The sequence below is a fragment of the Achromobacter sp. RT286_PF genome (assembly GCF_059760425.1).
In genome coordinates this window covers 62,681-87,931 of record NZ_JCBAMR010000022.1, presented here as the reverse complement: position 1 = coordinate 87,931, position 25,251 = coordinate 62,681, and the positions used below count along the sequence as shown (strand labels likewise).

Genomic DNA, 25,251 nt, shown 5'->3' with positions numbered 1-25,251 from the left:
AAAATTTTATGGAATTCGAACATCGGCCCGTTCTGCTGGAGCCGACGGTGGACGCACTACTGCTGCCAGACTTCGGCGGCAAAGGCGCGACACGGTCGCACTCCCAGACCGAGCCGGATACGGCTACGCGGGCGGAACGCGGCGTGTTTGTCGACGGCACCTTCGGCCGCGGCGGGCACAGTCGCGAACTGCTTGGGCGCTTGGGCAAGTCCGCGCGGCTGGTGGTGTTCGACAAGGACCCCGAGGCGATCGCGGTAGCCAATGCGTTGGCGGCTGCGGACCCGCGGGTCACGGTAGTACATGGCGGCTTTGCCACCATGGCAGAAGAATTGCAGCAGCTCGGCATCGACAAGGTCGATGGCGTGATGCTGGATCTGGGCGTGTCGTCGCCTCAGATCGATGACGCCGAGCGCGGCTTCTCGTTCATGCGAGACGGCCCGCTCGATATGCGGATGGACACCACTCGTGGTCCCACGGTGGCGGAATGGCTGGCGCAAGCCAGTGTGGATGAGATGCGGGAGGTCATAGCGGATTATGGCGAAGAACGGTTTGCTTTTCAGGTTGCAAAGGCGATTGCTGCTCGCCGCGCAACAAGGCCGCTGTGCACCACGCTCGAGCTTGCCGAGTGCGTCGCCAGCGCCGTCCGCACGCGCGAAAAGGGGCAGCATCCGGCCACACGCACCTTTCAAGCTTTACGGATTTACATCAATCGGGAACTCGAAGAGCTCGCGCGCACCCTCGCGGCAGCTCTAGACCTGCTCGCCCCGGGAGGGAGGTTGGCGGTGATCAGCTTTCATTCGCTTGAAGACCGCATGGTCAAGCAGTGCATCGTGGCGGCGGCTCGGCCGGCCGCCGCGCATGCACGCCTGCCGCTGCGCGAAAGCGAGATGCCCCAGCCTATCCTCCGTTCCCTGGGAAGGGTGCAGGCCGAAGACGACGAAGTCTCCGGCAATGCCCGCGCCCGCTCTGCCGTCTTGCGGGTTGCCGAACGCACCGAAACACCGCTGCCCCCCGAGGGCGGTTTTGCGTTTGTGAAGATCGGCTCCTTGCCTGGCAGCGACCTGGCTCCGCCGCCTCGCCGCGGTGGCAAAGGGGGGCGGCGCTGATGGGTCGTGTCAACCTGATCGTTGCGGCGCTACTGATGCTGTCGGCCATTTCCCTGGTCACCAGCCGGTATCAGTCGCGCCAGCTTTTTGTTGAGCTGGGACGCGATCAGGCGCAGGCGCGCGACCTGGAAACCAACTGGCGCCGCTTGCAGCTTGAGCGCGCCGAGCTTGCCCGCAATGCGCGGGTGGACGCCATTGCTCGCGACGGCCTGAAGATGATCTCCATCGTCCCGGACCGTACGCTGTATGTAAATCAGGCGTCCGGCGCTGCCACCGGAGGCGCGCAATGAAACGCGTTCCCTTCTTCGATAACCCTGTATTGCGCGGGCAACTGCCCACGTGGCGCGCGCGCCTGGTGCTGATACTGCTGTTTGGCGGTTTCACGGTGCTGGCCGGGCGCGCCTTGTTCTTGCAGGGTTTGTCGACGGAGTTCCTTCAGCAGCAGGGCGAACGCCGCTACGAACGCACGCTGACGTTGGCCGCCACGCGCGGCAAGATCATGGACCGCAACGGCGCGGTGCTGGCCTCCAGCGTGCCGGCGCGCGCCATCTGGGCAATCCCGGAAGACGCCAAGCAAGGCACGCCCGCGCAAATGGATGCGCTGGCCAAGTTGCTGGAAACGCCGGTGGCCGACCTGCGCCATCGCCTGGTCGACGAAGACAAGAACTTCGTCTACTTGAAGCGTCAGGTCTCGATGGACGTGGCCGACAAGATCAAGCAGCTGAACATGCCGGGCATCCATCAGCAGCCCGAAACGCGCCGCTACTATCCCGACGGCGACGTCATGGCCCATGTGGTTGGCTTCAACAGCGTTGAAGATCAGGGCCAGGAAGGGGTTGAGCTCACGTTCAACCAGCAATTGCAGGGCCGCCCGGGCAGCCGCCGCGTCATCAAGGACCGGCTGGGCCGCGTCATCGAAGACGTGCAGGCCGTGACTTTGCCCGTTGATGGCCGCGACCTGCGCCTGTCGATCGATACCCGCTTGCAGTACCTGGTGTTCAAGGAACTGAAGGACGCCATGGAAAAGCACCAGGCCAAGGGCGCCACCGCCGTGGTCGTGGACGTGCACACCGGCGAAATCCTGGCGTTGGCCAACGTGCCGACGTTTGACCCGAACAAGCGTGAAACCTTTCATGGTTCCAAGCTGCGCAACCAGGCCATTACCGATACGTTCGAACCCGGTTCGATCATGAAGCCGTTCACGGCCGCCTTGGCGCTGGACCTGGGCCGCATCACGACGTCGACCCTGTTCGAAACGGGCAACGGCCGCTTCACCTATCAAGGCAGCACGATCAGCGACGTCAGCCGCAACGGCACGCTGGACGTTGCCGGGGTGTTGCGCAAGTCCAGCAACATCGGCATGACCATGATTTCCGAGAAGCTGGAATCCCGTGAAATGTGGGACCGCTTCACCGAATTAGGCTTGGGCCAGGCCCCTCAAGTGGGATTCCCCGGCGCAGCGCCTGGCCGTTTGCGTCCCTGGGACCGTTGGCGCCTGATCGAAAAGGCCACCATGGCCTACGGCTACGGCCTGTCCGTGTCGCTGCTGCAAGTGGCGCGCGCTTACACCGTCTTCGCCCGTAACGGCGACATGGTGTCGCTGACGCTGGTCAAGCGCGACAGCGACCCGACCAGCGTCAAGATCTACACGCCCAAGACCACCGCCATGGTGCGCGCGATGCTCGAAGCCGCCGCCGGCCCCGAAGGCACCAAGGCAGCCCAGGTGCAGGGCTATCGCGTGGCCGGCAAGAGCGGCACCGCTCGCAAGATCGTCGACGGCAAATACAGCATGCAGCGCTATCGCAGTTCGTACGTGGGTTTTGCGCCAGTGTCCGATCCGAAGATCGTCGTGGCCGTGTCCATCGACGAGCCCACGGTTGGCGGTTATTACGGCGGCGCCATCGCCGCGCCGGTGTTCTCCCACATCGTGGGCGGAAGCCTCCGGTTGATGGGGGTGCGGCCCGACGCGCCTTTCGAATCCACGATTGTTGCTGGTCTCAAGGAGCCAGGCAGATGAGCGCCAACGGCTTCCTCTCTACCCCTGTCGCCACGGTTGCTGAAACCGTGGCGTGGTTGCATGCGCGCGTCTCGTTGACGGCGCATCTGAAACTGGACTCGCGCGATATCGAGCCGGGCGACGTGTTCGTTGCCTGCCCGGGCCTGACCAGCGACGGACGTCTCTATATAGATAAGGCATTGGCGCTTGGCGCCAGCGCCGTCTTGTTCGAAGCGCCCGCAACCGAAGCGCTTCAGAACGCCGCGTCGGGCACGCCGATGCTGCCGGTGACGGGGCTGCGCGCCTTGCTGGGCGAATTGGCCGACACCTGGTACGGCCGCCCGTCGGCCGCGCTGGCCGTGGTGGCCGTGACCGGCACCAACGGCAAGACCTCGTCAGTGCAATGGATTGCGCACGCGCTCAGCCGCAACGACAAGCCTTGCGGCACCATCGGTACCTTGGGCGCCGTGCTGCCGGACGGCCGCACGCTGGGCGGCGACCTGACCACGCCCGACGTCCTGACCGTGCACCGCACGCTGGCCGCGATGCGCGATGCCGGCGCCCAGGCCGTGGCCATGGAAGCGTCGTCAATTGGTATCGAGCAAGGCCGCCTGGACGGTGTGCGCGTGGCGCTGGCCGCCTTCACCAACCTGACGCGCGACCATCTTGACTATCACGGCACGATGGAACGCTACGAAGCCGCCAAGGCGCGTTTGTTCCAATGGCCTGGCTTGACCGCCGCCGTCGTCAATGCCGACGACGAAGCCGGTCGCCGCCTGCTGGCAAGCCTGCCGCAAGGCATGGCCACGATGGGCTACAGCCTGAGCGATTCGCCCGACATCCCCGCCGCGATGCGCGCGCGGGATTTGCAGGCCACATCGCAGGGCCAGATCTTTACGTTGGTGTCCCCGCACGGCGAGGCCCAGATCGTGACGCGCCTGCTGGGCGCGCACAACGTGTCGAACCTGCTGTTGGTGGCCGGCGTGCTGTACAAGCTGGGCCTGCCGTTTGCACAGATCGCGCGCGAATTGGCCGCGACGGACCCGGTTGACGGGCGCTTGCAGACCGTGGAGCCGATAGCGGTGTCGCCCCAGTCTTCCGCTGGCCGGGGCGCGCTGGTGGTGGTGGACTACGCGCACACGCCGGATGCCTTGTCGCGCGCATTGACCGCGCTGCGCCCCGTGGCCGTCGCCCGGTCCGGCCGCTTGATCTGCCTGTTTGGTTGCGGCGGCGAGCGCGATCCGGGCAAGCGCCCGGAAATGGGCCGTATCGCCGCGCAGCTGGCTGACCGCGTTGTGGTGTCCAGCGACAATCCGCGCACCGAATCCCCGCAAGCCATCGTCGACCAGATCCTGGCCGGCATCCCGGACGCGGCGCACGTCGACGCCCAGGTTGATCGCGCGCGCGCCATCATGCAGACCATCTGGTCCGCCTCGCCGGACGATGTCGTGCTGCTGGCGGGCAAGGGCCATGAAACGTACCAGGACGTCGGCGGCGAAAAACTGCCCTTTGATGACCGCGAGTGGGCGCGCCTGTCGCTGCTGCTGCCGCAGGTCAAGGGCGTGTCCACGGATACCCGCCGCATCGGCTCGGGCGAGTTGTTCGTGGCGCTGGTCGGCGAGAACTTCGACGCGCATAACTATCTGGACCAGGCCGAAGGCCGCGGCGCCTGCGCTGCCGTCGTGGCGCACGCGGTGCCCGACGCCCGGCTGCCGCAATTGGTGCTGGGCGATACCCGCATTGCGCTGATGCGCGTCGGTGCCGCGTGGCGCGCGCAGTTCACGCTGCCCGTGGTGGCGGTGACCGGCAGCAACGGCAAGACGACCACCAAGGAAATGATCTCGGCGATGTTGGCCGAATGGCAGGGCGAGTCGGGCCGTTTGGCCACCGCCGGCAATTTGAACAACGACATCGGCGTGCCGCTGACGCTGCTGCGCCTGCGCGCCGAACATCGCGCCGCGGTGTTTGAACTGGGCATGAACCACCCGGGCGAAATCGCACAGTTGGCCGACATGGCCGCGCCCACGGTCGCGCTGGTGACCAACGCACAGCGCGAACACCAGGAATTCATGCACACCGTGGAAGCGGTGGCGCACGAAAACGGCGCTGCCATCGCTGCGTTGCCGGATGACGGCGTTGCCGTGTATCCCGGCGACGAACCCTATTGCGCCATTTGGGACGCGCTGGCCGAACCGCGCCGCGTGTTGCGCTTCGGCTTGCAGCCCGGGCTGGACGTCTACGCCGAGCAGATCCTTGCCGATGTGGGCTCGACGCGTTGCCGCGTTGTGACGCCGGTGGGCGTTGCGGACCTGGTCTTGCCCGTGCCCGGCTTGCACAACCTGCGCAATGCGCTGGCCGCCATCGCCAGCGCCATCGCAGCAGGCGCGCCGCTGGACGTTGCCGTGCGCGCGCTGGCGGGCTTTGCGCCGGTGGCCGGCCGCATGCAGCACAAACAATTAAGCGACGGAACGTTGCTGATCGATGACACCTACAATGCCAACCCCGATTCGGTTCGCGTGGCCATCGACGTGCTGGCGCGAATCGCCGGCACGCGTGTCCTGGTGTTGGGCGACATGGGTGAAATCGGGGACAACGGCCCCGCCTTGCACGCCGAGGCGGGCCACTATGCGCGCGAGCAAGGGCTTGACGCGTTGATCACGCTGGGCGATGCCAGCCGGGCGGCCGCGGCCGCATACGGACCCGGCGCGCAAGCGTGCACATCGGTAGACGAAGTGGTGGCCGCCTTGCGCGGCTTGCGCCCGTCCAGCGTATTGATAAAGGGATCGCGCTTTATGCGCATGGAGCGGGTAGTGAAGGCTTTTTCCACGAACGACGAACAGACGGCCAAGGCGCAGGGAGAGCAGCATGCTGCTTGAGCTAGCCCGTCTGCTTTCCGATGATGTGCGCGCCCTGGGCGTGTTCGAATACATCACGTTGCGCGCCGTGCTGGCGTGCGCGACGGCGTTGCTGATCGGCCTGGTGGCCGGTCCGCGTGTGATTCGCAAGTTGACCGAAATGAAGATCGGCCAGGCCGTGCGCGCCTATGGCCCGGAAACGCATCTGGTCAAGACCGGCACCCCCACGATGGGCGGCGTGCTGATCCTGATTTCCATCGCCATCAGCACCTTGCTGTGGGCCGACTGGACCAACCGCTTCGTGTGGGTGGTGCTGCTGGTCACGTTCGGCTTCGGCTGGATCGGCTGGATGGACGACTACCGCAAGGTTGTCTATCGCGATCCCGAAGGCATGCCCGCACGGCAAAAATTCTTCTGGCAGGCCACCATCGGCATGGTGGCCGCGGTGTACCTGGCGTTTGCCGTGTCGGCGCCCGCCAACACCGACCTGTGGCCCTTGTTCAAGGCCTGGGTGGGTAGCGGCTTCACGATGTCGCTGCCCACGCGTGCCGACTTGATCGTGCCGTTCTTCAAGTCCGTCAGCTATCCGCTGGGCGTGCTGGGGTTCGTGGCGCTGACCTGGGCCGTGATTGTCGGCACCAGCAATGCCGTGAACCTGACTGACGGCCTGGATGGCCTGGCCATCATGCCCACCGTGATGGTGGGCAGCGCGCTGGGCATCTTCGCCTACGTGGTCGGCCGCGTGGACTATTCCAAGTACTTGCTGTTCCCCTACATACCCGGTGCGTCCGAACTCATGGTGCTGTGCGCGGCGATAGGGGGCGCGGGACTCGCCTTTTTATGGTTCAACGCGTATCCGGCCCAGGTCTTCATGGGCGACGTCGGCGCGCTTGCCCTGGGCGGCGCGCTGGGCACCATCGCGGTCATCGTGCGCCAGGAAATCGTGCTGTTCATCATGGGCGGCGTGTTCGTGGTGGAAACGCTGTCGGTGATGATCCAGGTGACGTGGTTCAAGTACACCAAGCGACGTTATGGAACAGGTCGACGCATATTCCGCATGGCCCCGCTGCATCATCACTTTGAAGTGGGCGGCTGGAAAGAAACCCAGGTGGTCGTGCGTTTCTGGATCATCAGCATGATGCTGGTGTTGATTGGCCTCTCAACCCTGAAATTGCGATGAATACGATGGAAACCTCCCGCGCTGACGCGCCGCTTGTCCTGATCCTCGGATTGGGCGAGACGGGTGTCGCCGCCGCACGCTGGTGCGCCCGCCTGGGCGCCCGCTTGCGTGTGGCCGACACGCGCGCTGAACCGGGTGGTCTTGCCGCGCTGCAAGAGGCGCTGGCGCAAAGTGATGTGCAGTACCAGCTGGGATGCGAGGCGTCGTTTGATCCCGCGCTGCTGGATGGCGTGACGCAAATCGTCCTCAGCCCCGGCCTGGCGCCCACGCAAGCACCCGCCGCCGATCTGCTGCGCGAGGCCGAGGCCCGCGGCATCGAGGTGGTTGGTGAAATCGAACTCTTTGCCCGCGCGTTGGCCGATCTGGCCGAAACGCGCGAATACCGTCCGCGCCTGTTGACCGTAACCGGCACCAACGGCAAGACCACCGTTACCGCTTTGACGCGCGACTTGATCGACGCCAGCGGCCTGTCGGTGGTGGCCGCCGGAAACATCAGCCCGGCCGCGCTGACCGCGCTGATGGACGCGCTGGACAACGATGCGCTGCCGCAGGTGTGGGTGCTGGAGCTGTCCAGCTTCCAACTGGAAACGACGCGCTCGTTGATGGCCGACGCTGCCGTCGTGCTGAACGTAACGCAAGATCACCTGGACTGGCATGGCGGCATGGAATCCTACGCCGCTGCCAAGGCCCGCATCCTGAAGATGGCGCGTATCGCCATCGTCAACCGTGATGACTCGCTTACCGTGGCCATGGTGCCCACCGTGAACGCGCTGAACGTGCGCAGCTTTGGCCGCGACATGCCCGAGCTGGTCGGCGACATGGGTCTTGAACTCGGGCAGGGCGTGGCTTGGCTCGTTGCCTGCGAACCTAGCGATTTCGACGAACCCGCACCGCCCACGCGCCGCAAGAAAGACGCGCCCGAACCCGTGCGTGCCAATGGCCGCAAAAGCCGCCTGATGCCGGTGGACGCGTTGCGCATTCGGGGCATCCACAACGCCTTGAACGCACTGGCCGCGTTGCAACTGGCCCGCTGCCTGGACCTGGGCTGGGGCGCCATGCTGCGTACCCTGCGCGAATACGCGGGCGAACCGCATCGCGCAGCGTTCGTGCGTCAGATCGGCGGTGTGGACTATATCAACGACAGCAAGGGCACCAACGTCGGTGCCACGGTGGCCGCGCTGGAAGGCCTGGGCCAGCCGGTCGTGCTGATCGCCGGCGGGCAAGGCAAGGGCCAGGACTTTTCTCCGCTAATTCCCGTGGTGTCCCGCCATGCGCGCGCCGTCATGCTGATCGGCGTGGACGGCTTCGAGATCGGCCGTGTGCTGGCGTCCACCGGTGTCAACTGCATCACTGTTGATTCGCTGCATGCCGCCGTGCGCGGCGCGGCTGAATTGGCGCAGCCGGGCGACGCCGTGTTGCTGTCGCCCGCTTGCGCCAGCCTGGACATGTTCCGCAATTATCCGCACCGTGGGCAAGTGTTCATGGAAGAGGTCGAAGACCTGGCCCGCGATCGCGGAGAAGTGGCATGAGCCTGATCGCCGATCTCACCGCCAGCGTCAATGCCGTACGGCCCGGCCGTACCAAGATGCGCAACTTCGATCTGCCGCTGGTCATCGCGGCGTCGACCTTGTTGCTGCTGGGCTTGCTGATGGTGTATTCGGCGTCGATCGCGCTGGCCGATGGCCCGCGCTACGCGTCCTATGGCCGCTACTACTTCGTGATCCGCCATGGCCTGTTCGTCAGCGCGGGTCTGGTTGCGGGCGCGGTCGTGCTGGCCATCCCGATCCGGGTCTGGCAGCGCATGGCGGTGCCGCTGTTCGTGGTGGCGATGGTGCTGCTGGTAGCGGTGCTGATCCCCGGCATCGGCCGCGAAGTCAACGGCGCGCACCGCTGGATCCCGCTGGGTCCGCTGAATTTCCAGCCGTCTGAATTGATGAAGCTGGCGGCCCTGCTTTACGCCGCCGACTACACGGTGCGCAAGCAGGAACACATGCAAGCGTTTGCGCGCGGCTTTCTGCCGATGGCGTTTGCGCTGGCGGGCGTGGGTATGCTGCTGCTGCTTGAGCCCGACCTGGGCGCCTTCATGGTGATCGTGGCCATTGCCATCGGCATCCTGTTTTTGGGCGGCATCAACGGCAAGTACTTCAGCAGCCTGTTGGGCGTGCTGGTCAGCACCTTCCTGATGTTGATCTGGCTGTCGCCGTGGCGCCGTGCGCGTTTGTTCGCGTACCTGGACCCCTGGAACGAAGACAACGCCTACGGCAGCGCCTATCAGCTGTCGCACTCGTTGATTGCCCTGGGCCGCGGCGAATGGCTGGGCGTGGGTCTGGGCGCCAGTGTTGAAAAACTGCATTACCTGCCCGAAGCGCACACCGACTTCCTGATGGCGGTAGTGGGCGAAGAGCTGGGCTTTGCCGGCGTCATGCTGGTGATCACGCTGTTCGCCATCATCGTCTACCGCGGCTTCGATATCGGACGCCAGGCCATCGCCATGGAACGCACGTTCGCGGGTCTGGTGGCGCATGGCGTGGCGATGTGGTTCGGCGTGCAGTCCTTCATCAACATGGGCGTGTGCCTGGGCTTGCTGCCCACCAAGGGCCTGACCTTGCCGCTGATGAGCTACGGCGGTTCGGGCGTGGTGATGAATCTGTGCGCACTGGCCATGCTGATCCGGGTCGACGTGGAAAATCGAGTGATGATGCGTGGGGGACGGGTATGACCGCCGCGCGCACCATCCTGATCATGGCCGGCGGCACCGGCGGCCACATCATGCCCGGCCTGGCCGTGGCTGATGTGCTGCGCGCCCGTGGCTGGCGCGTGATGTGGTTGGGCAACCCCGACAAGATGGAAGGCAAGCTCGTGCCGCCGCGCGGTATTGAACTGGTGCCGCTGCGCTTTCAAGGCGTGCGTGGCAAGGGCGCGTCCGCGCTGCTGAAACTGCCGTTCCTGCTGCTGCGCGCCTTTGCGCAAGCCTGGTCGCGTCTGGCGGACGTGCGTCCCGACGTGGTGCTGGGCATGGGCGGCTACGTGGCGTTCCCCGGGGGCGTGATCGCGGCCCTGCGCGGCACGCCGCTGGTGGTGCACGAACAGAATGCCGTTGCCGGCACCGCGAACAAGTGCCTGGCAAAGATGTCGCGCCGCGTGCTCAGCGGGTTCCCGGGCGTGCTGCCCAAGGGCGAGGCGATGGGCAACCCGGTGCGCGCCGACCTGTGCGCATTGCCCGACCCGGCCGTGCGTTACGCCAGCCGCTCCGGTCCGTTGCGCCTGCTTGTGGTGGGCGGAAGCCTGGGCGCGCAGGCGCTGAACATTGCCGTGCCGCAGGCGCTGGCGCGCTTGCCGCAAGAGCGCCGCCCGGTCGTTGTCCATCAGGCCGGCGAACAACATTTACCCGCGCTGCAACAAGCCTACGCCCAGGCGGGCGTGCAGGCCGACTGCCGCGCGTTCATCGAAGACATGGCGGGCGCCATGGGCGATGCCGACCTGCTGATCTGCCGCGCGGGTGCCATGACGGTGTCCGAAGTGGCTGCCGCGGGCGTCGCCGCCCTGTTCGTGCCACTGCCGCATGCCATCGATGACCACCAGACCGCCAATGCGCGCTTTTTGAGCGATGCAGAGGCCGCTTGGCTACAGCCACAATCCGCCCTGACGCCCGAGTGGCTGGCGGACTGGCTGGCCCAGCGTTCCCGACAAGAACTCCAGGCCGTCGCCGGCCGTGCGCGCGCGCATGCGCAGCCGGAAGCCGCGGCCCATATCGCCGATGTCTGCGAACAAGCAGCGGGGCGTTCATCATGAAACACAGAATTCAACATATCCATTTCGTGGGCATCGGCGGCTCGGGCATGAGCGGCATTGCCGAGGTCCTGCTCAACCTGGGCTACACGATCAGCGGTTCCGACCTGAACGAATCGGCGGTCACGCGCCGTCTGGCCGGTCTGGGCGTGAAGATCGCCATCGGCCATGTGGCCAGCAACGTCACTGGCGCGGCCGCCATCGTCACGTCCACCGCAGTGGCGGGCGACAACCCCGAGGTCATCGCTGCGCGCGCTGCGCGTATCCCCGTGGTGCCGCGCGCCATCATGCTGGCCGAGCTGATGCGCCTGAAGCGCGGCATCGCCGTGGCGGGCACGCATGGCAAGACCACCACCACCAGCCTGGTCGCCAGCGTGCTTGCCGCCGGCGACCTGGACCCCACCTTCGTGATCGGTGGCCGCTTGAATTCGGCTGGCGCCAACGCGCGGTTGGGGCAGGGCGACTACATCGTTGTCGAAGCGGATGAGTCCGACGCGTCGTTCCTGAATCTGCTGCCGGTGATGGCCATCGTGACCAACATCGACGCCGACCACATGGACACCTATGGGCACGATGTGGCGCGCCTGAAAAGCGCGTTCATCGAATTCACGCAGCGCCTGCCGTTCTACGGCAGCGCCGTGCTGTGCTCGGATGACGCCAATGTGCGCGAGATCATGCCCTTCGTGTCGCGCCCGATCACCACCTACGGCTTGAACGAAGACGCGCAGGTGCGCGCTTATGAAGTGCAGCCGTCCGGCACGCGCATGCGCTTTAACGTGCAGCGCACGCATCGCGACACGCTGCTGCCGCCGTTGCAAGTGGAATTGAACCTGCCCGGCCTGCATAACGTGCGCAACGCGCTGGCCGCGATTGCCGTCGCAACCGAGCTGGGCGTGTCCGATGACGCCATCCGCGATTCGCTGGCCGCCTTCAAGGGCGTGGGCCGCCGTTTCACCCAGACGGGCGAATTTCCGGTGCCGGCCAGCCATGGCGGCGGCACCTTCACGGTGATTGATGACTACGGCCATCACCCCGTGGAAATGGCCGCCACGCTGGCCGCCGCGCGCGGCGCCTGGCCTGATCGCCGCATCGTGCTGGCCTTTCAGCCGCACCGCTACACGCGTACGCGGGATTGCTTTGAAGATTTTGTACGGGTGCTGGGCACGGCCGACGCCGTGTTGCTGACCGAGGTCTACGCCGCCGGCGAGCCGCCGCTGGTGGCCGCCGACGGCCGTGCGCTGTCGCGCGCGTTGCGGGTGGCGGGCAAGGTCGAGCCAGTGTTCGTCGAAGACGTGGCTGAACTGCCGCAGGCTGTGGTCGACTTCGTGCGCAACGGCGACGTCGTGATCGTGATGGGAGCGGGTTCGATCAGCAAGGTCCCCGCCCAAGTAGGAGAATTGGCATGAGCGCGCAATTCGGCAAAGTGGGTGTGTTGTACGGCGGACGCTCCGCTGAACGCGACGTGTCGCTGATGTCCGGCAAGGGCGTGCAGCAGGCGCTGGCCAGCGCCGGCGTGGACGCGCACCTGTTCGACACGGGCGAGCGCAGCCTGGCTGAGCTGGCCGCCGAAGGTTTTGACCGTGTCTTCATCGCGCTGCATGGCCGCTACGGCGAAGACGGCACGATCCAGGGCGCGCTGGAGTTGCTGGGCATTCCGTACACGGGCAGCGGCCCGATGGCATCCGCCCTGGCCATGGACAAGACCATGACCAAGCGCGTGTGGCTGCAAAAAGGCCTGCCCACGCCCGAATTCGAAGTGTTGGACGCCGACACGGAACTTCGCCTGGTGCCGGACCGTCTGAGCCTGCCGCTGATCATCAAGCCGCCGCATGAAGGGTCGACCGTGGGCATCACCAAGGTCGTGGGCTATTCCGACATGAAAGAAGCTTATGCCGCCGCCGCGCGTTTTGACAGCGAGGTGCTGGCCGAACAATTCATCACCGGCCGCGAGCTGACGGTGGCAGTGCTGGGTTCGGGCAAGGGCGCGCGCGCGCTGCCCGTCATCGAGATCGCCGCACCCGGTGGCAACTACGACTACGAACACAAGTATTTCTCGGACGACACGCAGTACTTCTGCCCGGCAACGCTGCCGGACGGCGTGGCTGAAGAAGTCGCCGCAATTGCCGTTAAGGCCTATCAGGCGCTGGGCTGCGAAGGCTGGGGCCGCGCCGACTTCATCCTCGACCGTGACAACCGGCCGTGGCTGCTTGAAATGAATACCTCGCCTGGCATGACCAGCCATTCTTTGGTGCCGATGGCCGCGAAGGCCGTGGGGATCAGCTACGCCGAACTCTGCGTGGCGATTTTGTCCGAGGCCTCGTGCAAAGTGCACAGCGCCCCGCGTAACGCTTGACCTGGATAATCCGTGTGGAACGACGCTCGCACTACCAACCTGATCGCCAACACGCTAGCCGTGCTGGCGGTTTGCGCCATGCTGATCGCGGGCGTGGTCTGGGTAGCGCAACGCCCGTTCTTCACGCTGACGGCCATCGAGCTGGAATCGATGCCGGACACCGAATTGCACTACGTGTCGCCGCAAGCGGTGCGCTCGGCCATCGCGGGACGCTTCAAGGGCAACTTCTTCACGGTGGACCTGGACGACGCGCGCGAGATCTTCGAGTCGGTGCCGTGGGTACGCCATGCCACCGTGCGCCGCATCTGGCCCAACGTGCTGCGGGTGCGGATCGAGGAGCAGCAGCCCTTGGCGCTGTGGAACGAAAACCAGATGATCAACACCTGGGGCGAAGCTTTCACGGCCAACACGGGCGAGGTGGACGACGAAACCGTGCTGCCGCAGTTCTCGGGCCCCGAGGGCACGGAATCGCTGGTGGTGCAGCGCTACGCCGAATTGGCGCGGTGGTTCGCGCCGCTGGACATGCATGTCAAACAGTTGGAGCTGAGCCCGCGCTATGCCTGGCGGGTGGTGCTGTCCAACGGCATGCTGCTGGACCTGGGCCGCGACCCGGGCGCCGACGCGCCGGACCCGCATGGCCTGCCCGGCGCCTTGCCGTTCGCGGCTCGTATTCAACGCTTTGTGCAGGCGTGGCCCGTCGTGTCGGGGCGCCTGGAAGGGCGCACCATCACGCAGGCCGACCTGCGCTATCCGAATGGTTTCGCCCTGGCGCTGGCTCCGTTGCCCGCGTCGGAAACCAAATCCAAATCCACACCGAAACCTCCCAAGAAACGCTAACGCCATGACCCGTGACATCAAGGACCTTATCGTCGCCCTCGATATCGGCACCAGCAAGGTGGTGGCTGTGGTGGCTGAAATTTTGCCCGAAGGGCGATTCGAAGTGCTCGGCCTTGGCCAGCACGAATCGCGCGGCATGCGCAAGGGCGTGGTCGTCAACATCGAGACCACTGTGAATTCCATTCAGCGCGCGCTTGAAGAAGCCGAGCTGATGGCAGATTGCAAGATTCGCGACGTCTACACCGGCATTGCCGGCAGCCATATCCGCAGCTTCAATTCCAGCGGCATGGTCGCTGTGAAGGACAAAGAAGTCACCGCCACCGACGTTGCCCGCGTCATCGAGACCGCCAAGGCGGTGAACATCCCTACCGACCAGCAAGTGCTGCATGTGCTGACCCAGGAGTTCATCGTTGACGGCCAGGAAGACATCCGCGAGCCCATCGGCATGAGCGGCCTGCGCCTGGAAGTGCGCGTGCACATCGTGACGGGCGCGGTCAGCGCCGCGCAGAACATCGTCAAGTGCGTGCGCCGCTGCGGCCTGGAAGTGCAGGACCTGATCCTGCAACCGCTGGCCTCGAGCCTGGCCGTGCTGACGGCCGACGAAAAAGAACTGGGCGTCGTGCTGGTGGACATCGGCGGCGGCACCACCGATGTCGCCATCTTCACCGGCGGCGCCATTCGCCACACCGCGGTGTTGCCGATTGCCGGCGACCAGATCACCAACGACATCGCGGCCATGCTGCGCACGCCGACGCCGGACGCCGAAGAGATCAAGCTGCGCTACGGCGTGGCCAAGCAGGTGCTGGCCAGCCCGGACGAATCCGTCGAAGTGCCCGGCCTGGGCGATCGCGGCCCGCGCCAGGTCAAGCGCCAGGCATTGGGCGCCGTGATCGAGCCGCGCGTCGAAGAACTGTTCACGCTGGTGCAGCAGGTGGTGCGCGATTCCGGCTACGAAGATCTGCTGGCTTCGGGCGTTGTCCTGACCGGTGGGTCGGCGCAGCTGCCCGGCATGATCGAACTGGCCGAGGACGTGTTCCTCAAGCCGGTGCGTGTGGCGGTACCCGAATACGAAGGAAGCTTGGCCGACGTGATGCGCAACCCGCGCTTCTCGACGGTCATGGGTTTGTTGCAGGAAGCACGGATGCAGCGTGTGCGAGGTCGCAAGGTCGCCGCTCAGACAGGCAATTTCAAAAGCCTGCTAGCGCGCATGAAGGAATGGTTCATGAATTAAAGAGGAAGGGGCAGGTTGGGGCCTGCTCCTTGGAACGCGTCGCGGCAGTATCGCGGGGCGGACCAGAAAGGGGAGGCGTCTCAAACCCGTCGCGGACCATAGCAGTCGGCATCGGCTTTGAGGCGATTCACAAAATATAGGTTGTTGGGGAATTTTTGTGATTTGCAAAATCGGACTTGTGAGGGAGTCATCATGATGAACTTTGAGATGCTTGAGAACAACACCAAAGGGACCGTAATCAAGGTCGTTGGTGTGGGCGGTGCGGGCGGCAATGCCGTCGCGCACATGATTCGCAGCGGCGTGCACGGCGTGGATTTCATCTGCGCCAACACCGATGCGCAAGCGCTGGCGGCAACCAATGCCCCGGTGCAGATTCGCTTGGGCCGTACCGGCCTGGGCGCGGGCGCCAAGCCCGAGCAAGGACGTGCGTCGGCTGAAACCGCGCGCGAGGAGATCCGTGCTGCGCTGAACGGCGCTCACATGGTCTTCATCACCGCCGGCATGGGCGGTGGCACCGGCACCGGCGCGGGTCCGGTCGTGGCCGAAGTAGCAAAGGAACTGGGCATCCTGACCGTTGGCGTGGTCACCAAGCCTTTCACGTTTGAAGGCAACAAGCGCCTGAAGATGGCCGAGGACGGCATTGCCGAACTGGCCAAGCACGTGCATTCGCTCATCGTGGTCCTCAACGAGAACCTCTATGAACTGATGGACGAGGACGCGACGCAGGAAGACTGCTTCCGTTCGGCCGACGATATCCTGCACAACGCTTGCGCGGGCATCGCCGAAATCATCAACGTCGAAGGTAACGTCAACGTCGACTTCGAAGACGTCAAGACGATCATGGGTGAGCAGGGCCAGGCCATGATGGGCACGGCATCGGCATCGGGCGCGGACCGCGCACGTGTCGCCGCCGAGCACGCCATTGCATGCCCGTTGTTGGAAGGCGTGGACTTGAACGGCGCGCGTGGCGTGCTGGTCAACATCACCGCCAGCCGCTCGCTGAAGATGCGCGAAACGCGCGAAATCATGGAGACGATCCGCAGCTACGCTTCGGACGACGCGACCGTGATTTTCGGTACGGCCTACGACGAATCCATGGGTGAAAACCTGCGCGTGACCGTTGTTGCAACCGGCCTGGGCCGTGCGCAAGCGCGTCCGCAACTGGTGCAAAGCACGGCTGAAGTGCTGCGTACCGGTACCGACAACATGCCCATGGGCACGATGCCGGCTGGTCAAGGTGGCGATTACCGCAATCTGGATATGCCGTCTGTCATGCGCAACCCGCGCAGCCAGGCGTCGGCCCAGGTGCGTGCGTTGGAAAGCTCGGGCATGGATCATTTCGACATCCCGGCATTCCTGCGCAAGCAGGCGGATTGAACGAAAGAGCCGACTACAGGCTCTGAATCGCAACTCCCTCATCTCCGGCTCGCTTGTCCCCGCGGGCGAGCCGGAGGCGGAGCGGTCCGTGTCTCCCTTGCACGGTTCTATAAAGGGACGGAAGTATCGGTCGATCCGGGTTGCTTGATGGCGCCAAGGATCGGACAGCGTTACAATACGTCAGTTACGCCGGCAATCTGTACTCTTCGTGCCGGCTTCCTGGCTCTAATACCCAAGCATCATGTTCCGACAGCGCAGCATTCAGAATCTCGTCCGCACGACAGGCGTCGGCGTCCACTCCGGACGGCGGGTAGAGCTCACCCTGCGTCCGGCACAGCCCAATACGGGCATTGTTTTCCACCGTGTTGATTTGCCCGAAGTCGTGGACCTGCCTGCTCAGGCCACCGGCGTGGGCGACACGCGCATGGCGTCCGTCCTGCAACAGGGCAATGTCCGCGTATCCACGGTAGAGCACCTGATGTCGGCTTTGGCCGGCCTGGGTATCGACAACCTGCATATCGACCTCACTGCCGAAGAAGTCCCCATCATGGACGGCAGTGCGGCAACCTTTGTTTATCTGTTGCGCTCGGCGGGCATCGTCGAGCAGAACGCGCCCAAGCAGTTCATCCGCGTCAAAAAGACGGTGGAAGTGCGCGAAGGCGAAGGCCGCAACGAAAAATGGGCGCGGCTGGAACCGCACGAAGGCTACGCATTGGCCTTCTCGATCGACTTCCGCCACCCCGCCATTGATTCCACCGCCAATTTCGCCGAGATCGATTTCGCCACGCATTCGTACGTGCGTGAAATTGCCCGCGCGCGCACGTTCGGTTTCGTCAATGAAGTGGAAGCGCTGCGCTCGATGGGCCTGGCCCGTGGCGGCAGCCTGGACAACGCTATCGTCATGGACGAATACCGGGTGCTGAACAGCGACGGGCTGCGCTATGACGATGAATTCGTGAAGCACAAGATCCTGGACGCCATCGGCGACCTGTATCTGTTGGGCAAGCCCCTGGTGGCCCGCTACGTGGCGTGCAAGTCGGGCCACGGCCTGAACAATCAGTTGGCCCGTGCGCTGCTCGCGCAGCAAGATGCCTGGGAACTGATCACCTATGAATCGCAGGCTGAAGCGCCGCAAGCCTTCCGCCACGAATGGAAGCTGGCGTAACGCCGGGTTCCTGACGGGATGCGGGCGGGGGCGCGATGCCCCGATTTCGTCCGTTTACCGCCTTGTCCGACCAATGGGCGGGGCCGGTCATCATCCCCTGATGCAACAGTCGCCATCCGGCTGCAAACCATCGTCGTAGTCCGACAAGAACTTGGTTTCGCTTCGTTTCCATGCGCCGTGCGCGCCGGACAAAGCCGGATAGCTTCAGCTACTCTTGTGATGCCTCAAGAGCTTGGCAACCGCGTCGGCCAACGGGCCGGGGCGCAGTTTTTCGTGCAGCGTCTCGAACGCGCCCAAGGCGGTATTGCCCAGGGGTTGCGCCTCTTTGGGAGGGCGTGGCTGACGGGCGCCGGGCTTCGGTAACCCCGCTTGTACCTTGACGGCAATTTCGTTAAGGTTCCAGCCTTGATCGGCCAGGGCACGCGCCACGCGCGGCGCCAACTGACGCATCTTGGCTGCGTGCGCGGCACTGGGCACCACAAGATGCAGGCACTGGTTTTCCAGTTTGCCCACCTGGCAGACGGCACCTAGCGGGGCGGGCAGAACCGCCGCCACCGCATACTGAATTTGCAAGTGCTTGCGGGCAGTCGCCAACACTCCGGCGCCCCGCATGTCATGACCCAGCCATCCCAGAGCGGTATTTTCTTTCCGCCGGCTGGAACTGGAACGTTGACGGTATGAAGTGGGTCTATTCATCCCGGCTCTAGAGAATTAGGAAGCAATCTTGAAAATCGTGATTATGCACGCCCGCGACGGGCGGGACGGGCATTTCACCCTGGGTGGCGCGCGGCTGGCGTTGCTGCTTGGGGCCGCTCTGATGACAGCCGCCATCTTCGGCGCCGCGCTACAGCGCTACCTTACTCCCATCCTGCCGGCGGTACACACCGTGGGCTGGCCGCTGGCACAACAGCCGGGTCGCGATACCGATTTCCTGCGTGGAAACATGAACTTGCTGGCCGCCAAGGTAGGCGCCCTGCAAGCCAAGCTGGTCAGCATCGACGGCTTGGGTCAGCGCGTGGCCAAGGTGGCGGGCGTGGCGTACACCGACCCGGAACTGGCCAAGCAACTGGCCGTGGCGCAGCCCGAAGCGCTGACCCAGCCGGAAGCGACCCAGGTCATGGATGACCTGTTCACCGACCACCCGCCGCCCAGCGCGGCGTCCGCCGAAGCGCTGGGCCGCCAGCTGGACGAAATCCAGGCGCGGCTGGCGCAGCAATCCGACAACCTGAAGCTGCTGGACGCGGCGCTGACCAAGCGGTCGGCCGACCAGGCCCGCATGCCCACGGCGATGCCCATCACCGATTATCCCTATCTGAGTTCCTCCTACGGCTGGCGCCGCAATCCGGTGACGGGTCGCACCGCCATGCACGAAGGCCTGGACTTCGCGGCGCCTTCGGGCACCCCGATCCTGGCCGCTTCCGGCGGCGTGGTGCTGGAAGCCAAGTTCCAGCCCGGCTTTGGCAATATGGTCGAAATCGACCATGGCGACGGCCTGATCACGCGCTACGCGCATGCGTCGTCGCTGATGGTCAAGCAGGGGCAACTAGTGGAACGCGGCCAGCAAGTGGCTCGCGTGGGCAGTTCCGGCCGTTCGACCGGCCCGCATCTGCACTTTGAGGTCCGCCTTGCCGGACAACCGCTGGACCCCCGTTTGTTCCTGGGATCGCAGCAGAACGCGCCGCCCGCCGTGGCCCAGGCCGCCGCGACTGAACCTGCGGCGCGCTGACCGGTCAAACCGGTCATCTTCAGCACTCTGGCCATAGGGCCAGGCTATTACGCGCCAGGTGCGTTAAACTGGTTCGTTTCCCAGCGGACCCCCGCTCAACCAATAAATCAAAGTCACGGGAGGCGCTGCCCTTGCCCTTTGCAGGCGCGGCGTGGCTCGTGCGGCCGACATACGCATGGTTTCTCTGCTCAAAAAACTCATAGGTAGCCGCAACGACCGGCTGCTTAAGCAGTATCGCAAGCTGGTAACCCAGATCAATGGGCTCGAGCCCAAGATTTCCGCGCTTTCCGATGCGGAGCTGGCGGCCAAAACTGACGAATTCCGATCCCGATACGCCCAAGGTACGTCGCTTGACGACCTGCTGCCCGAAGCTTTCGCCGTCGTGCGCGAAGCCGGCAAGCGCGTGTTCGGGATGCGCCATTTCGACTCTCAGTTGCTGGGCGGCATCGCGCTGCACAGCGGCAAGATTGCCGAAATGCGCACGGGGGAAGGCAAAACGCTGATGGCGACGTTGCCCGTTTACCTGAATGCATGCGCCGGCAAGGGCGTGCACGTGGTGACGGTGAACGACTATCTTGCCCGCCGTGACGCGGAATGGATGGGGCGCCTGTACCACTTCCTGGGCATGACCACGGGCGTGGTGGTGCCGCAGCAGCCTAACGAAGAGAAAAAGGCCGCCTACGCCGCCGACATCACTTACGGCACCAATAACGAATTCGGCTTCGACTACCTGCGCGACAACATGGAATACCGTGTTGAGGACCGCCGCCAGCGCGTGCTGTTCTACGCCATCGTCGACGAAGTGGACTCGATCCTGATCGACGAAGCCCGTACGCCGCTGATCATTTCGGGCCAGGCCGAGGATCACACCGAGCTCTACATCCGCATGAACGCGGTGCCGCCGCTGCTCAAGCGCATGGCCAGCGAGCCCAAGCCGCAAGAGCCGGAACCCGAAGGCGATTACTGGGTCGACGAAAAAAGCCAGCAGGTTTACCTGTCGGAAGCCGGTCACGAGAATGCCGAGGCCATTTTGGCCCGCCTGGGCATCCTGCCGGAAGGCGAATCGCTGTACGACCCGCGCCACATTGCCCTGATGCACCACCTGATGGTGGCCTTGCGCGCCAACAACCTGTTCTTCCGCGATCAGCAATACGTGGTGCAGGACGGCGAAGTGGTGATCGTCGACGAATTCACGGGCCGCCTGATGGTGGGCCGCCGTTGGTCCGACGGCCTGCACCAGGCGGTTGAAGCCAAGGAAGGCGTGAAGATCCAGCACGAGAACCAGACGCTGGCATCCATCACGTTCCAGAACTACTTCCGCATGTACGAAAAGCTGTCCGGCATGACCGGTACGGCCGATACGGAAGCGTACGAATTCCAGGAAATCTACGGGCTTGAAACGGTCATCATCCCGACCAACAAGCCGATGATTCGCAAGGACCAGAACGATCAGGTCTTCAAGACCGATCCGGAAAAGTACAACGCGATCCTCGAAGACATCCGCGACTGCCACGAGCGCGGCCAGCCCGTGCTGGTGGGCACGACCAGCATTGAAAACTCCGAGCTGCTGTCGGGCCTGCTGAAAAAGGCCAAGCTGCCGCACGAAGTGCTGAACGCCAAGCAGCACGCCCGCGAAGCCGAGATCGTCGCCGAAGCCGGCAAGCCGGGTCACATCACCATCGCCACCAACATGGCCGGTCGGGGTACCGACATCGTGCTGGGCGGCAGTGTGGACAAGCAGGTCGACCTGATCCGCGCCGACGAATCGCTGTCGGAAGCCGAAAAGAATGCGCGCATCGAGAAGATCCGCGCTGAATGGAAGCCGCTGAACGAGCAGGTCAAGGCCGCTGGCGGCCTGCGCATCATCGGCACCGAGCGCCACGAATCGCGCCGTATCGACAACCAGCTGCGTGGCCGCGCCGGCCGCCAGGGTGACCCGGGTTCGTCCCGTTTCTACCTGTCGCTGGAAGACTCGCTGATGCGCATCTTCGCGGGCGACCGCGTGCGCGCCATCATGGAACGCCTGAAGCTGCCCGAGGGCGAGCCCATCGAGGCGGGCATGGTGACGCGTTCGATCGAAACCGCGCAGCGCAAGGTGGAAGGCCGCAACTTCGACATCCGCAAGCAATTGCTGGAATACGACGACGTTGCCAACGACCAGCGCAAGGTGCTGTATTCGCAGCGTAACGACGTGCTGGAAGCCGCCAGCGTCAGCGCCACGGTGAACAACCTGCGCGATGCCGCCGTGGTCGAACTGTTCAACACGTACGTGCCGCCGGAATCGGTCGAAGACCAGTGGGACGTCCCCGGCCTGCAAAAGGCGCTGGAAGCCGACTGGCACTTGCACCTTCCGCTGACGGAAATGCTGGAGAAGGAATCCAACCTGACCGACGAAGACCTGCGCGAACGCGTGGTGGCCGCGGCGCGCGATGCGTACCAGGCCAAGGTTGACCAGGTGGGCGTTGAGTCGTGGTCGCAGTTTGAACGTTCGATCATGCTGCAATCGATCGACACGCACTGGCGCGAACACTTGTCGTCGCTGGACTACCTGCGCCAGGGCATCCATCTGCGCGGCTACGCGCAGAAGAACCCCAAGCAGGAATACAAGCGCGAAGCCTTCGAACTGTTCTCGGGCATGCTGGATCGCATTCGCGACGACGTCGTGCGCGTGTTGATGACGGTGCGCGTGCAGTCGTCCGAGCAGGTCGAGCAAGCCGAAGCGGAAGCGGCGCAATCGCACGTGCAAAACGTGCAATACCACCATTCCGACTACGACGAGGCACTGGCCCAGACGGAATCGGACGACAGCGCGCAGCCCGTGCGCAACGCGCTGCCCAAGGTCGGCCGCAACGACCCGTGCCCGTGCGGCAGCGGCAAGAAGTACAAGCAGTGCCACGGCAAGCTGGTCTGATCAGGGGATAACGCCATGCTGCATTCTGTCGGCCGCACCGAATTCGACCACGCCGTCGTGATGGTGCGCGACCGGCTGGATGCGCTGGCGCCGCACTTTGAACGCCAGGGCTTTCACCTGAGCGACAAGGCGGTGCATAACCTGGGGTCCTGCAATCGGCTGATCGTGCTGGAAGGCACGTATGTGGAATTGCTGGGATGGCCGCCGGGGGCGCCGCCCGCCCGCAAGGAAATCGCGGATTCGCCGTTCGGGCTGGAAGCACTGGTGTTTCGCACCTATGACGCCGACGCCACCTACGAACGGCTCAAGGCAGCCGGGTTCGCCGTGAACCCTGTACAAGAACTGACCCGCCCGGCGATGCTGGACGGCCAGGAAGTGCAGGCCAAGTTCCATACCGTGCGTTTTGCCGAGCAGCCCTTGCCCGGCATCCGCATGTATTTCTGCCGACACCTGACGCCGGAATGCGTGTGGTCGCCGGCATTGATGGCGCATCCTAATGGCGCGCGCAGCCTGATTCGCATCGACGCGCGCGCGGCGGATGCGCAAGCGGTGGCCGAGCGCCTGGCGCGGGTGGCGGACGTGTCCGCCGAAGCCGCTTCGGGCGGCTGGGACGTGCCGCTGGCCAATCTGCGCATTCACGTTCAGCAAGACGCGGCAGCGGTGACGCCGGTGTTGTCCACGCTGACGCTGGAAAACCGCGACGGCGCCCACTACACGCTGGACACCGGCCTGTAGCTTCCCAACGGGCGTGTCGGTCGCGCCGCGCCCGTTTTCTGACTTCCACACTTGTGATCCAGGGCTGCTTTTTTCGCAGCCGTGTCGCGTTGCGTCCCCTTTTTGGCCCGCAGCGCCCGCGCCCGTCTCTTGCGGGCAAACCCTGCTTGCAAGGCAAAGTGTATGCACTTTAGTATGCACTTCATCTCGCCGCATTTCCCCAGCCCGATCTCCTCTATTTGCCAGCCGGATTTCGCTCCATGACGCAGTCGCCCACCGTCCATCGTCCCGCTGCCCGCACCTCCGCGGGCCAGGCCGAGCTGTACGGCGCGGTCAAGGCGATGGCGGTGCGCTTTGATTTCAAGCCCGGCGAACGCATCAACGAAGTTGAGCTGGCGCGCCGTTTGAACGTCAGCCGTACGCCGCTGCGGGAGGTGCTGAACCAGTTGATGGTTGAAGGCTTCCTGACCCGCTCGGTCAACCGCGGATTTATCGCCCGCTTGCTGGACGCCAAGCAGATTCACAGCCTGTACGAATACCGCTCGGTGCTGGAAGCGGGCATCGTGCGCGCCGCGTGCGAGCGTGCCAGCGATGAAGAACTGGCCCAGTTGCGGGCATTTGTCGAGCGGTCGCGCGATGTGCCGGAAGACAGCGACGCCACCCGCTTGCTGGAACTGGACGAAGCGTTTCACCTGCATCTGGCGGGGCTGTCGCGCAATGAAGAATTCGTGCGGGCGCTGGAAAGCGTCAACGCCCGGATTCACTTCGTGCGCTGGATCGATATGCAGCAGGGCCGGCGCAGCCACACCCAGGCCGAACACCTGCGCATCGTGCAGGCGCTGGAACAGCGCGACATGGATGCGCTGCCCGCGCTGATGGGCGCGCATATCGGACGCCGCCTGGATCAGATCACCGACGTGATACGCACAGGCTTTTCTACGATTTACATGCGGGACCAGGCCGAACCCGCCACGGTAGTGCCGGCCAACACCACAACAGCAGGGGAAAAATAATGACTCACACAATGAAGCGGATCCTGGCGGGCTTATGCACGCTGGCTGCCGCCGGGGGCGCCATGGTGGCCGCACCCGTCGCCGCCGAAGAACGGCCGTTGATCCTGGTGGTGCCGTACCCGCCGGGCGGCAGCACCGATATCCTGGCGCGCATCTTGCAGCCGCGTCTGTCCCAGCAACTGGGTGGGCGCGCGGTCGTGGTTGAAAACCGCCCCGGCGCGGCCAGCCAGATCGCCACCGCTTTCGTGGCGCGCGCCGAACCCGATGGCAATACGTTGCTGGTCAGCTTCGACAATCACGGCATCAACCCGGCCGTGAAGCCCAAGCTGCCCTACGACACCTTCAAGGACTTTGTTGCCATCTCGCAGACCGTGCGTTTTCCGCTGGTCATCGGCGCCAATCCCAATGTGCCCGGCAATAACCTGAAAGAGTTCCTGGCCGCAGCGGCGAAGGAATCGCCCAACAAATTCAACTACGCGTCCACCGGCGTGGGTTCGCTGAACCATCTGGCGCCCGAAGAACTCAAGCGCCTGTCGAAGGTTGAACTGCTGCATGTGCCGTATGGCGGCGGCGGCCCGGCCATCCAGGCCGTGGTCGGCGGGCAGGCCAATATGACGTGGCTGAGCTTTGCGGCGCTGCGCGGGCAGATCCAGGGCGGCAAGATCAAGCCCCTGGCCGTGGCCGGCGAAAAGCGCCTGCCTGAATTGCCCAACGTGCCGACGGTGATCGAATCGGGCTTTCCGGGCTTTGTCGCGTATTCCTGGAGCGGCATGTTCGCCCCGAAGGGCACGCCCGACGCGACCGTGAAAAAGCTGACGGCCGACTTCAAGGCGGTGCTGGCTGACCCGGACATCAAGAAGAAGGTAACGGAAGCGGGCTTCGAAATCGTGGCGTCGAACGGCCCCGAACTGGACGCCTACGTGAAGTCGGAATACGACCGCTGGAGCGCCTTCATCAAGAGCAGCAACATCAATCTGGATAACTGAGCGACGGTAAAC

20 protein-coding genes are annotated in these 25,251 nt (G+C 64.6%); 19 read left to right on the top strand and 1 reads right to left on the bottom strand.

The genetic code is table 11. The features are described 5' to 3' along the window. Nucleotides 1-8 precede the first annotated feature (8 nt). The 14 genes from rsmH to lpxC all read left to right on the top strand — a co-directional run bounded on the left by rsmH (nucleotide 9) and on the right by lpxC (nucleotide 17,889). Complete coding sequence (rsmH, locus tag AC6LJY_RS17745) at nucleotides 9-1,106, top strand: 16S rRNA (cytosine(1402)-N(4))-methyltransferase RsmH (RefSeq protein WP_120153818.1); 1,098 nt, start codon at nucleotides 9-11, stop codon at nucleotides 1,104-1,106. Further along, nucleotides 1,106-1,396, top strand: a complete 291-nt coding sequence (gene ftsL, locus AC6LJY_RS17740) for a cell division protein FtsL (RefSeq protein ID WP_046804323.1) — start codon at nucleotides 1,106-1,108, stop codon at nucleotides 1,394-1,396. The genes rsmH and ftsL overlap by 1 nt, the downstream gene beginning before the upstream one ends. Beyond that, nucleotides 1,393-3,123 carry a peptidoglycan D,D-transpeptidase FtsI family protein gene (locus AC6LJY_RS17735; protein ID WP_314365082.1) on the top strand — a complete coding sequence of 577 codons (1,731 nt, stop codon included), beginning with the start codon at nucleotides 1,393-1,395 and terminating at the stop codon, nucleotides 3,121-3,123. Before ftsL ends, AC6LJY_RS17735 begins: the two co-directional genes overlap by 4 nt. Then, a complete protein-coding gene (gene murF / locus AC6LJY_RS17730) occupies nucleotides 3,120-5,978 on the top strand; it encodes a bifunctional UDP-N-acetylmuramoyl-L-alanyl-D-glutamate--2,6-diaminopimelate ligase MurE/UDP-N-acetylmuramoyl-tripeptide--D-alanyl-D-alanine ligase MurF (RefSeq protein ID WP_498136452.1) in 2,859 nt (952 codons plus the stop codon). The genes AC6LJY_RS17735 and murF overlap by 4 nt, the downstream gene beginning before the upstream one ends. Further along, nucleotides 5,968-7,137, top strand: coding sequence for a phospho-N-acetylmuramoyl-pentapeptide-transferase (gene mraY, locus AC6LJY_RS17725; protein ID WP_046804320.1), 1,170 nt, complete (start codon nucleotides 5,968-5,970; stop codon nucleotides 7,135-7,137). Before murF ends, mraY begins: the two co-directional genes overlap by 11 nt. Continuing rightward, entirely contained in the window at nucleotides 7,134-8,666 is a 1,533-nt protein-coding gene (gene murD, locus AC6LJY_RS17720; RefSeq protein WP_498136451.1) for a UDP-N-acetylmuramoyl-L-alanine--D-glutamate ligase, read from the top strand. Before mraY ends, murD begins: the two co-directional genes overlap by 4 nt. Then, nucleotides 8,663-9,856, top strand: a complete 1,194-nt coding sequence (gene ftsW / locus AC6LJY_RS17715; protein WP_046804318.1) for a putative lipid II flippase FtsW — start codon at nucleotides 8,663-8,665, stop codon at nucleotides 9,854-9,856. Before murD ends, ftsW begins: the two co-directional genes overlap by 4 nt. Next, nucleotides 9,853-10,929, top strand: coding sequence for an undecaprenyldiphospho-muramoylpentapeptide beta-N-acetylglucosaminyltransferase (murG, locus tag AC6LJY_RS17710; RefSeq protein ID WP_046804317.1), 1,077 nt, complete (start codon nucleotides 9,853-9,855; stop codon nucleotides 10,927-10,929). Before ftsW ends, murG begins: the two co-directional genes overlap by 4 nt. Next, nucleotides 10,926-12,332, top strand: a complete 1,407-nt coding sequence (gene murC / locus AC6LJY_RS17705) for a UDP-N-acetylmuramate--L-alanine ligase (protein WP_046804316.1) — start codon at nucleotides 10,926-10,928, stop codon at nucleotides 12,330-12,332. The genes murG and murC overlap by 4 nt, the downstream gene beginning before the upstream one ends. Next, the gene (locus AC6LJY_RS17700) at nucleotides 12,329-13,279 is read left to right on the top strand and encodes a D-alanine--D-alanine ligase (protein ID WP_498136450.1); all 951 of its coding nucleotides are present in this window, start codon (nucleotides 12,329-12,331) and stop codon (nucleotides 13,277-13,279) included. Before murC ends, AC6LJY_RS17700 begins: the two co-directional genes overlap by 4 nt. A gap of 12 nt (nucleotides 13,280-13,291) precedes the next feature. Next, nucleotides 13,292-14,116, top strand: coding sequence for a cell division protein FtsQ/DivIB (locus AC6LJY_RS17695; protein ID WP_046804314.1), 825 nt, complete (start codon nucleotides 13,292-13,294; stop codon nucleotides 14,114-14,116). Between the two features lie 4 nt (nucleotides 14,117-14,120). Continuing rightward, nucleotides 14,121-15,347 (top strand): cell division protein FtsA, encoded by a 1,227-nt coding sequence (gene ftsA, locus AC6LJY_RS17690; protein ID WP_006217473.1) that lies wholly within the window; start codon nucleotides 14,121-14,123, stop codon nucleotides 15,345-15,347. A gap of 192 nt (nucleotides 15,348-15,539) precedes the next feature. Next, nucleotides 15,540-16,724: a cell division protein FtsZ gene (gene ftsZ / locus AC6LJY_RS17685; protein ID WP_046804312.1), complete on the top strand. Its 1,185-nt coding sequence runs from the start codon at nucleotides 15,540-15,542 to the stop codon at nucleotides 16,722-16,724. 241 nt (nucleotides 16,725-16,965) lie between these two features. Next, the gene (gene lpxC, locus AC6LJY_RS17680) at nucleotides 16,966-17,889 is read left to right on the top strand and encodes a UDP-3-O-acyl-N-acetylglucosamine deacetylase (RefSeq protein WP_046804311.1); all 924 of its coding nucleotides are present in this window, start codon (nucleotides 16,966-16,968) and stop codon (nucleotides 17,887-17,889) included. A gap of 204 nt (nucleotides 17,890-18,093) precedes the next feature. Here lpxC and AC6LJY_RS17675 read toward each other — a convergent pair whose 3' ends face one another. Next, nucleotides 18,094-18,501, bottom strand: coding sequence for a DciA family protein (locus tag AC6LJY_RS17675; protein ID WP_006217476.1), 408 nt, complete (start codon nucleotides 18,499-18,501; stop codon nucleotides 18,094-18,096). A gap of 127 nt (nucleotides 18,502-18,628) precedes the next feature. Between AC6LJY_RS17675 and AC6LJY_RS17670 the strand changes: the two genes are divergently transcribed. From AC6LJY_RS17670 to AC6LJY_RS17650, 5 genes are all read left to right on the top strand, one after another. Then, nucleotides 18,629-19,615 carry a M23 family metallopeptidase gene (locus AC6LJY_RS17670; RefSeq protein WP_046804346.1) on the top strand — a complete coding sequence of 329 codons (987 nt, stop codon included), beginning with the start codon at nucleotides 18,629-18,631 and terminating at the stop codon, nucleotides 19,613-19,615. 175 nt (nucleotides 19,616-19,790) lie between these two features. Continuing rightward, nucleotides 19,791-22,526: a preprotein translocase subunit SecA gene (gene secA, locus AC6LJY_RS17665; RefSeq protein ID WP_046804309.1), complete on the top strand. Its 2,736-nt coding sequence runs from the start codon at nucleotides 19,791-19,793 to the stop codon at nucleotides 22,524-22,526. 15 nt (nucleotides 22,527-22,541) lie between these two features. Then, nucleotides 22,542-23,261 carry a VOC family protein gene (locus AC6LJY_RS17660; protein ID WP_046804308.1) on the top strand — a complete coding sequence of 240 codons (720 nt, stop codon included), beginning with the start codon at nucleotides 22,542-22,544 and terminating at the stop codon, nucleotides 23,259-23,261. A gap of 239 nt (nucleotides 23,262-23,500) precedes the next feature. Next, complete coding sequence (locus tag AC6LJY_RS17655; protein WP_498136449.1) at nucleotides 23,501-24,253, top strand: GntR family transcriptional regulator; 753 nt, start codon at nucleotides 23,501-23,503, stop codon at nucleotides 24,251-24,253. Beyond that, on the top strand, nucleotides 24,253-25,239 hold the full coding sequence (locus tag AC6LJY_RS17650; RefSeq protein ID WP_104143384.1) for a tripartite tricarboxylate transporter substrate binding protein: 987 nt from the start codon (nucleotides 24,253-24,255) through the stop codon (nucleotides 25,237-25,239). Before AC6LJY_RS17655 ends, AC6LJY_RS17650 begins: the two co-directional genes overlap by 1 nt. Nucleotides 25,240-25,251 lie beyond the last annotated feature (12 nt).

Bases quoted from the DNA above. Each gene is read 5' to 3' on its own strand.
- ftsZ (WP_046804312.1), top strand. From the start codon at position 15,540: ATGATGAACTTTGAGATGCTTGAGAACAACACCAAAGGGACCGTAATC.
- AC6LJY_RS17655 (WP_498136449.1), top strand. From the start codon at position 23,501: ATGACGCAGTCGCCCACCGTCCATCGTCCCGCTGCCCGCACCTCCGCG.
- ftsW (WP_046804318.1), top strand. From the start codon at position 8,663: ATGAGCCTGATCGCCGATCTCACCGCCAGCGTCAATGCCGTACGGCCC.
- AC6LJY_RS17675 (WP_006217476.1), bottom strand. From the start codon at position 18,501: ATGCGGGGCGCCGGAGTGTTGGCGACTGCCCGCAAGCACTTGCAAATT.
- murG (WP_046804317.1), top strand. From the start codon at position 9,853: ATGACCGCCGCGCGCACCATCCTGATCATGGCCGGCGGCACCGGCGGC.
- AC6LJY_RS17670 (WP_046804346.1), top strand. From the start codon at position 18,629: ATGCACGCCCGCGACGGGCGGGACGGGCATTTCACCCTGGGTGGCGCG.
- AC6LJY_RS17650 (WP_104143384.1), top strand. From the start codon at position 24,253: ATGACTCACACAATGAAGCGGATCCTGGCGGGCTTATGCACGCTGGCT.
- mraY (WP_046804320.1), top strand. From the start codon at position 5,968: ATGCTGCTTGAGCTAGCCCGTCTGCTTTCCGATGATGTGCGCGCCCTG.
- secA (WP_046804309.1), top strand. From the start codon at position 19,791: ATGGTTTCTCTGCTCAAAAAACTCATAGGTAGCCGCAACGACCGGCTG.
- lpxC (WP_046804311.1), top strand. From the start codon at position 16,966: ATGTTCCGACAGCGCAGCATTCAGAATCTCGTCCGCACGACAGGCGTC.
- rsmH (WP_120153818.1), top strand. From the start codon at position 9: ATGGAATTCGAACATCGGCCCGTTCTGCTGGAGCCGACGGTGGACGCA.
- murC (WP_046804316.1), top strand. From the start codon at position 10,926: ATGAAACACAGAATTCAACATATCCATTTCGTGGGCATCGGCGGCTCG.
- murF (WP_498136452.1), top strand. From the start codon at position 3,120: ATGAGCGCCAACGGCTTCCTCTCTACCCCTGTCGCCACGGTTGCTGAA.
- murD (WP_498136451.1), top strand. From the start codon at position 7,134: ATGAATACGATGGAAACCTCCCGCGCTGACGCGCCGCTTGTCCTGATC.
- ftsL (WP_046804323.1), top strand. From the start codon at position 1,106: ATGGGTCGTGTCAACCTGATCGTTGCGGCGCTACTGATGCTGTCGGCC.
- ftsA (WP_006217473.1), top strand. From the start codon at position 14,121: ATGACCCGTGACATCAAGGACCTTATCGTCGCCCTCGATATCGGCACC.
- AC6LJY_RS17700 (WP_498136450.1), top strand. From the start codon at position 12,329: ATGAGCGCGCAATTCGGCAAAGTGGGTGTGTTGTACGGCGGACGCTCC.
- AC6LJY_RS17735 (WP_314365082.1), top strand. From the start codon at position 1,393: ATGAAACGCGTTCCCTTCTTCGATAACCCTGTATTGCGCGGGCAACTG.
- AC6LJY_RS17660 (WP_046804308.1), top strand. From the start codon at position 22,542: ATGCTGCATTCTGTCGGCCGCACCGAATTCGACCACGCCGTCGTGATG.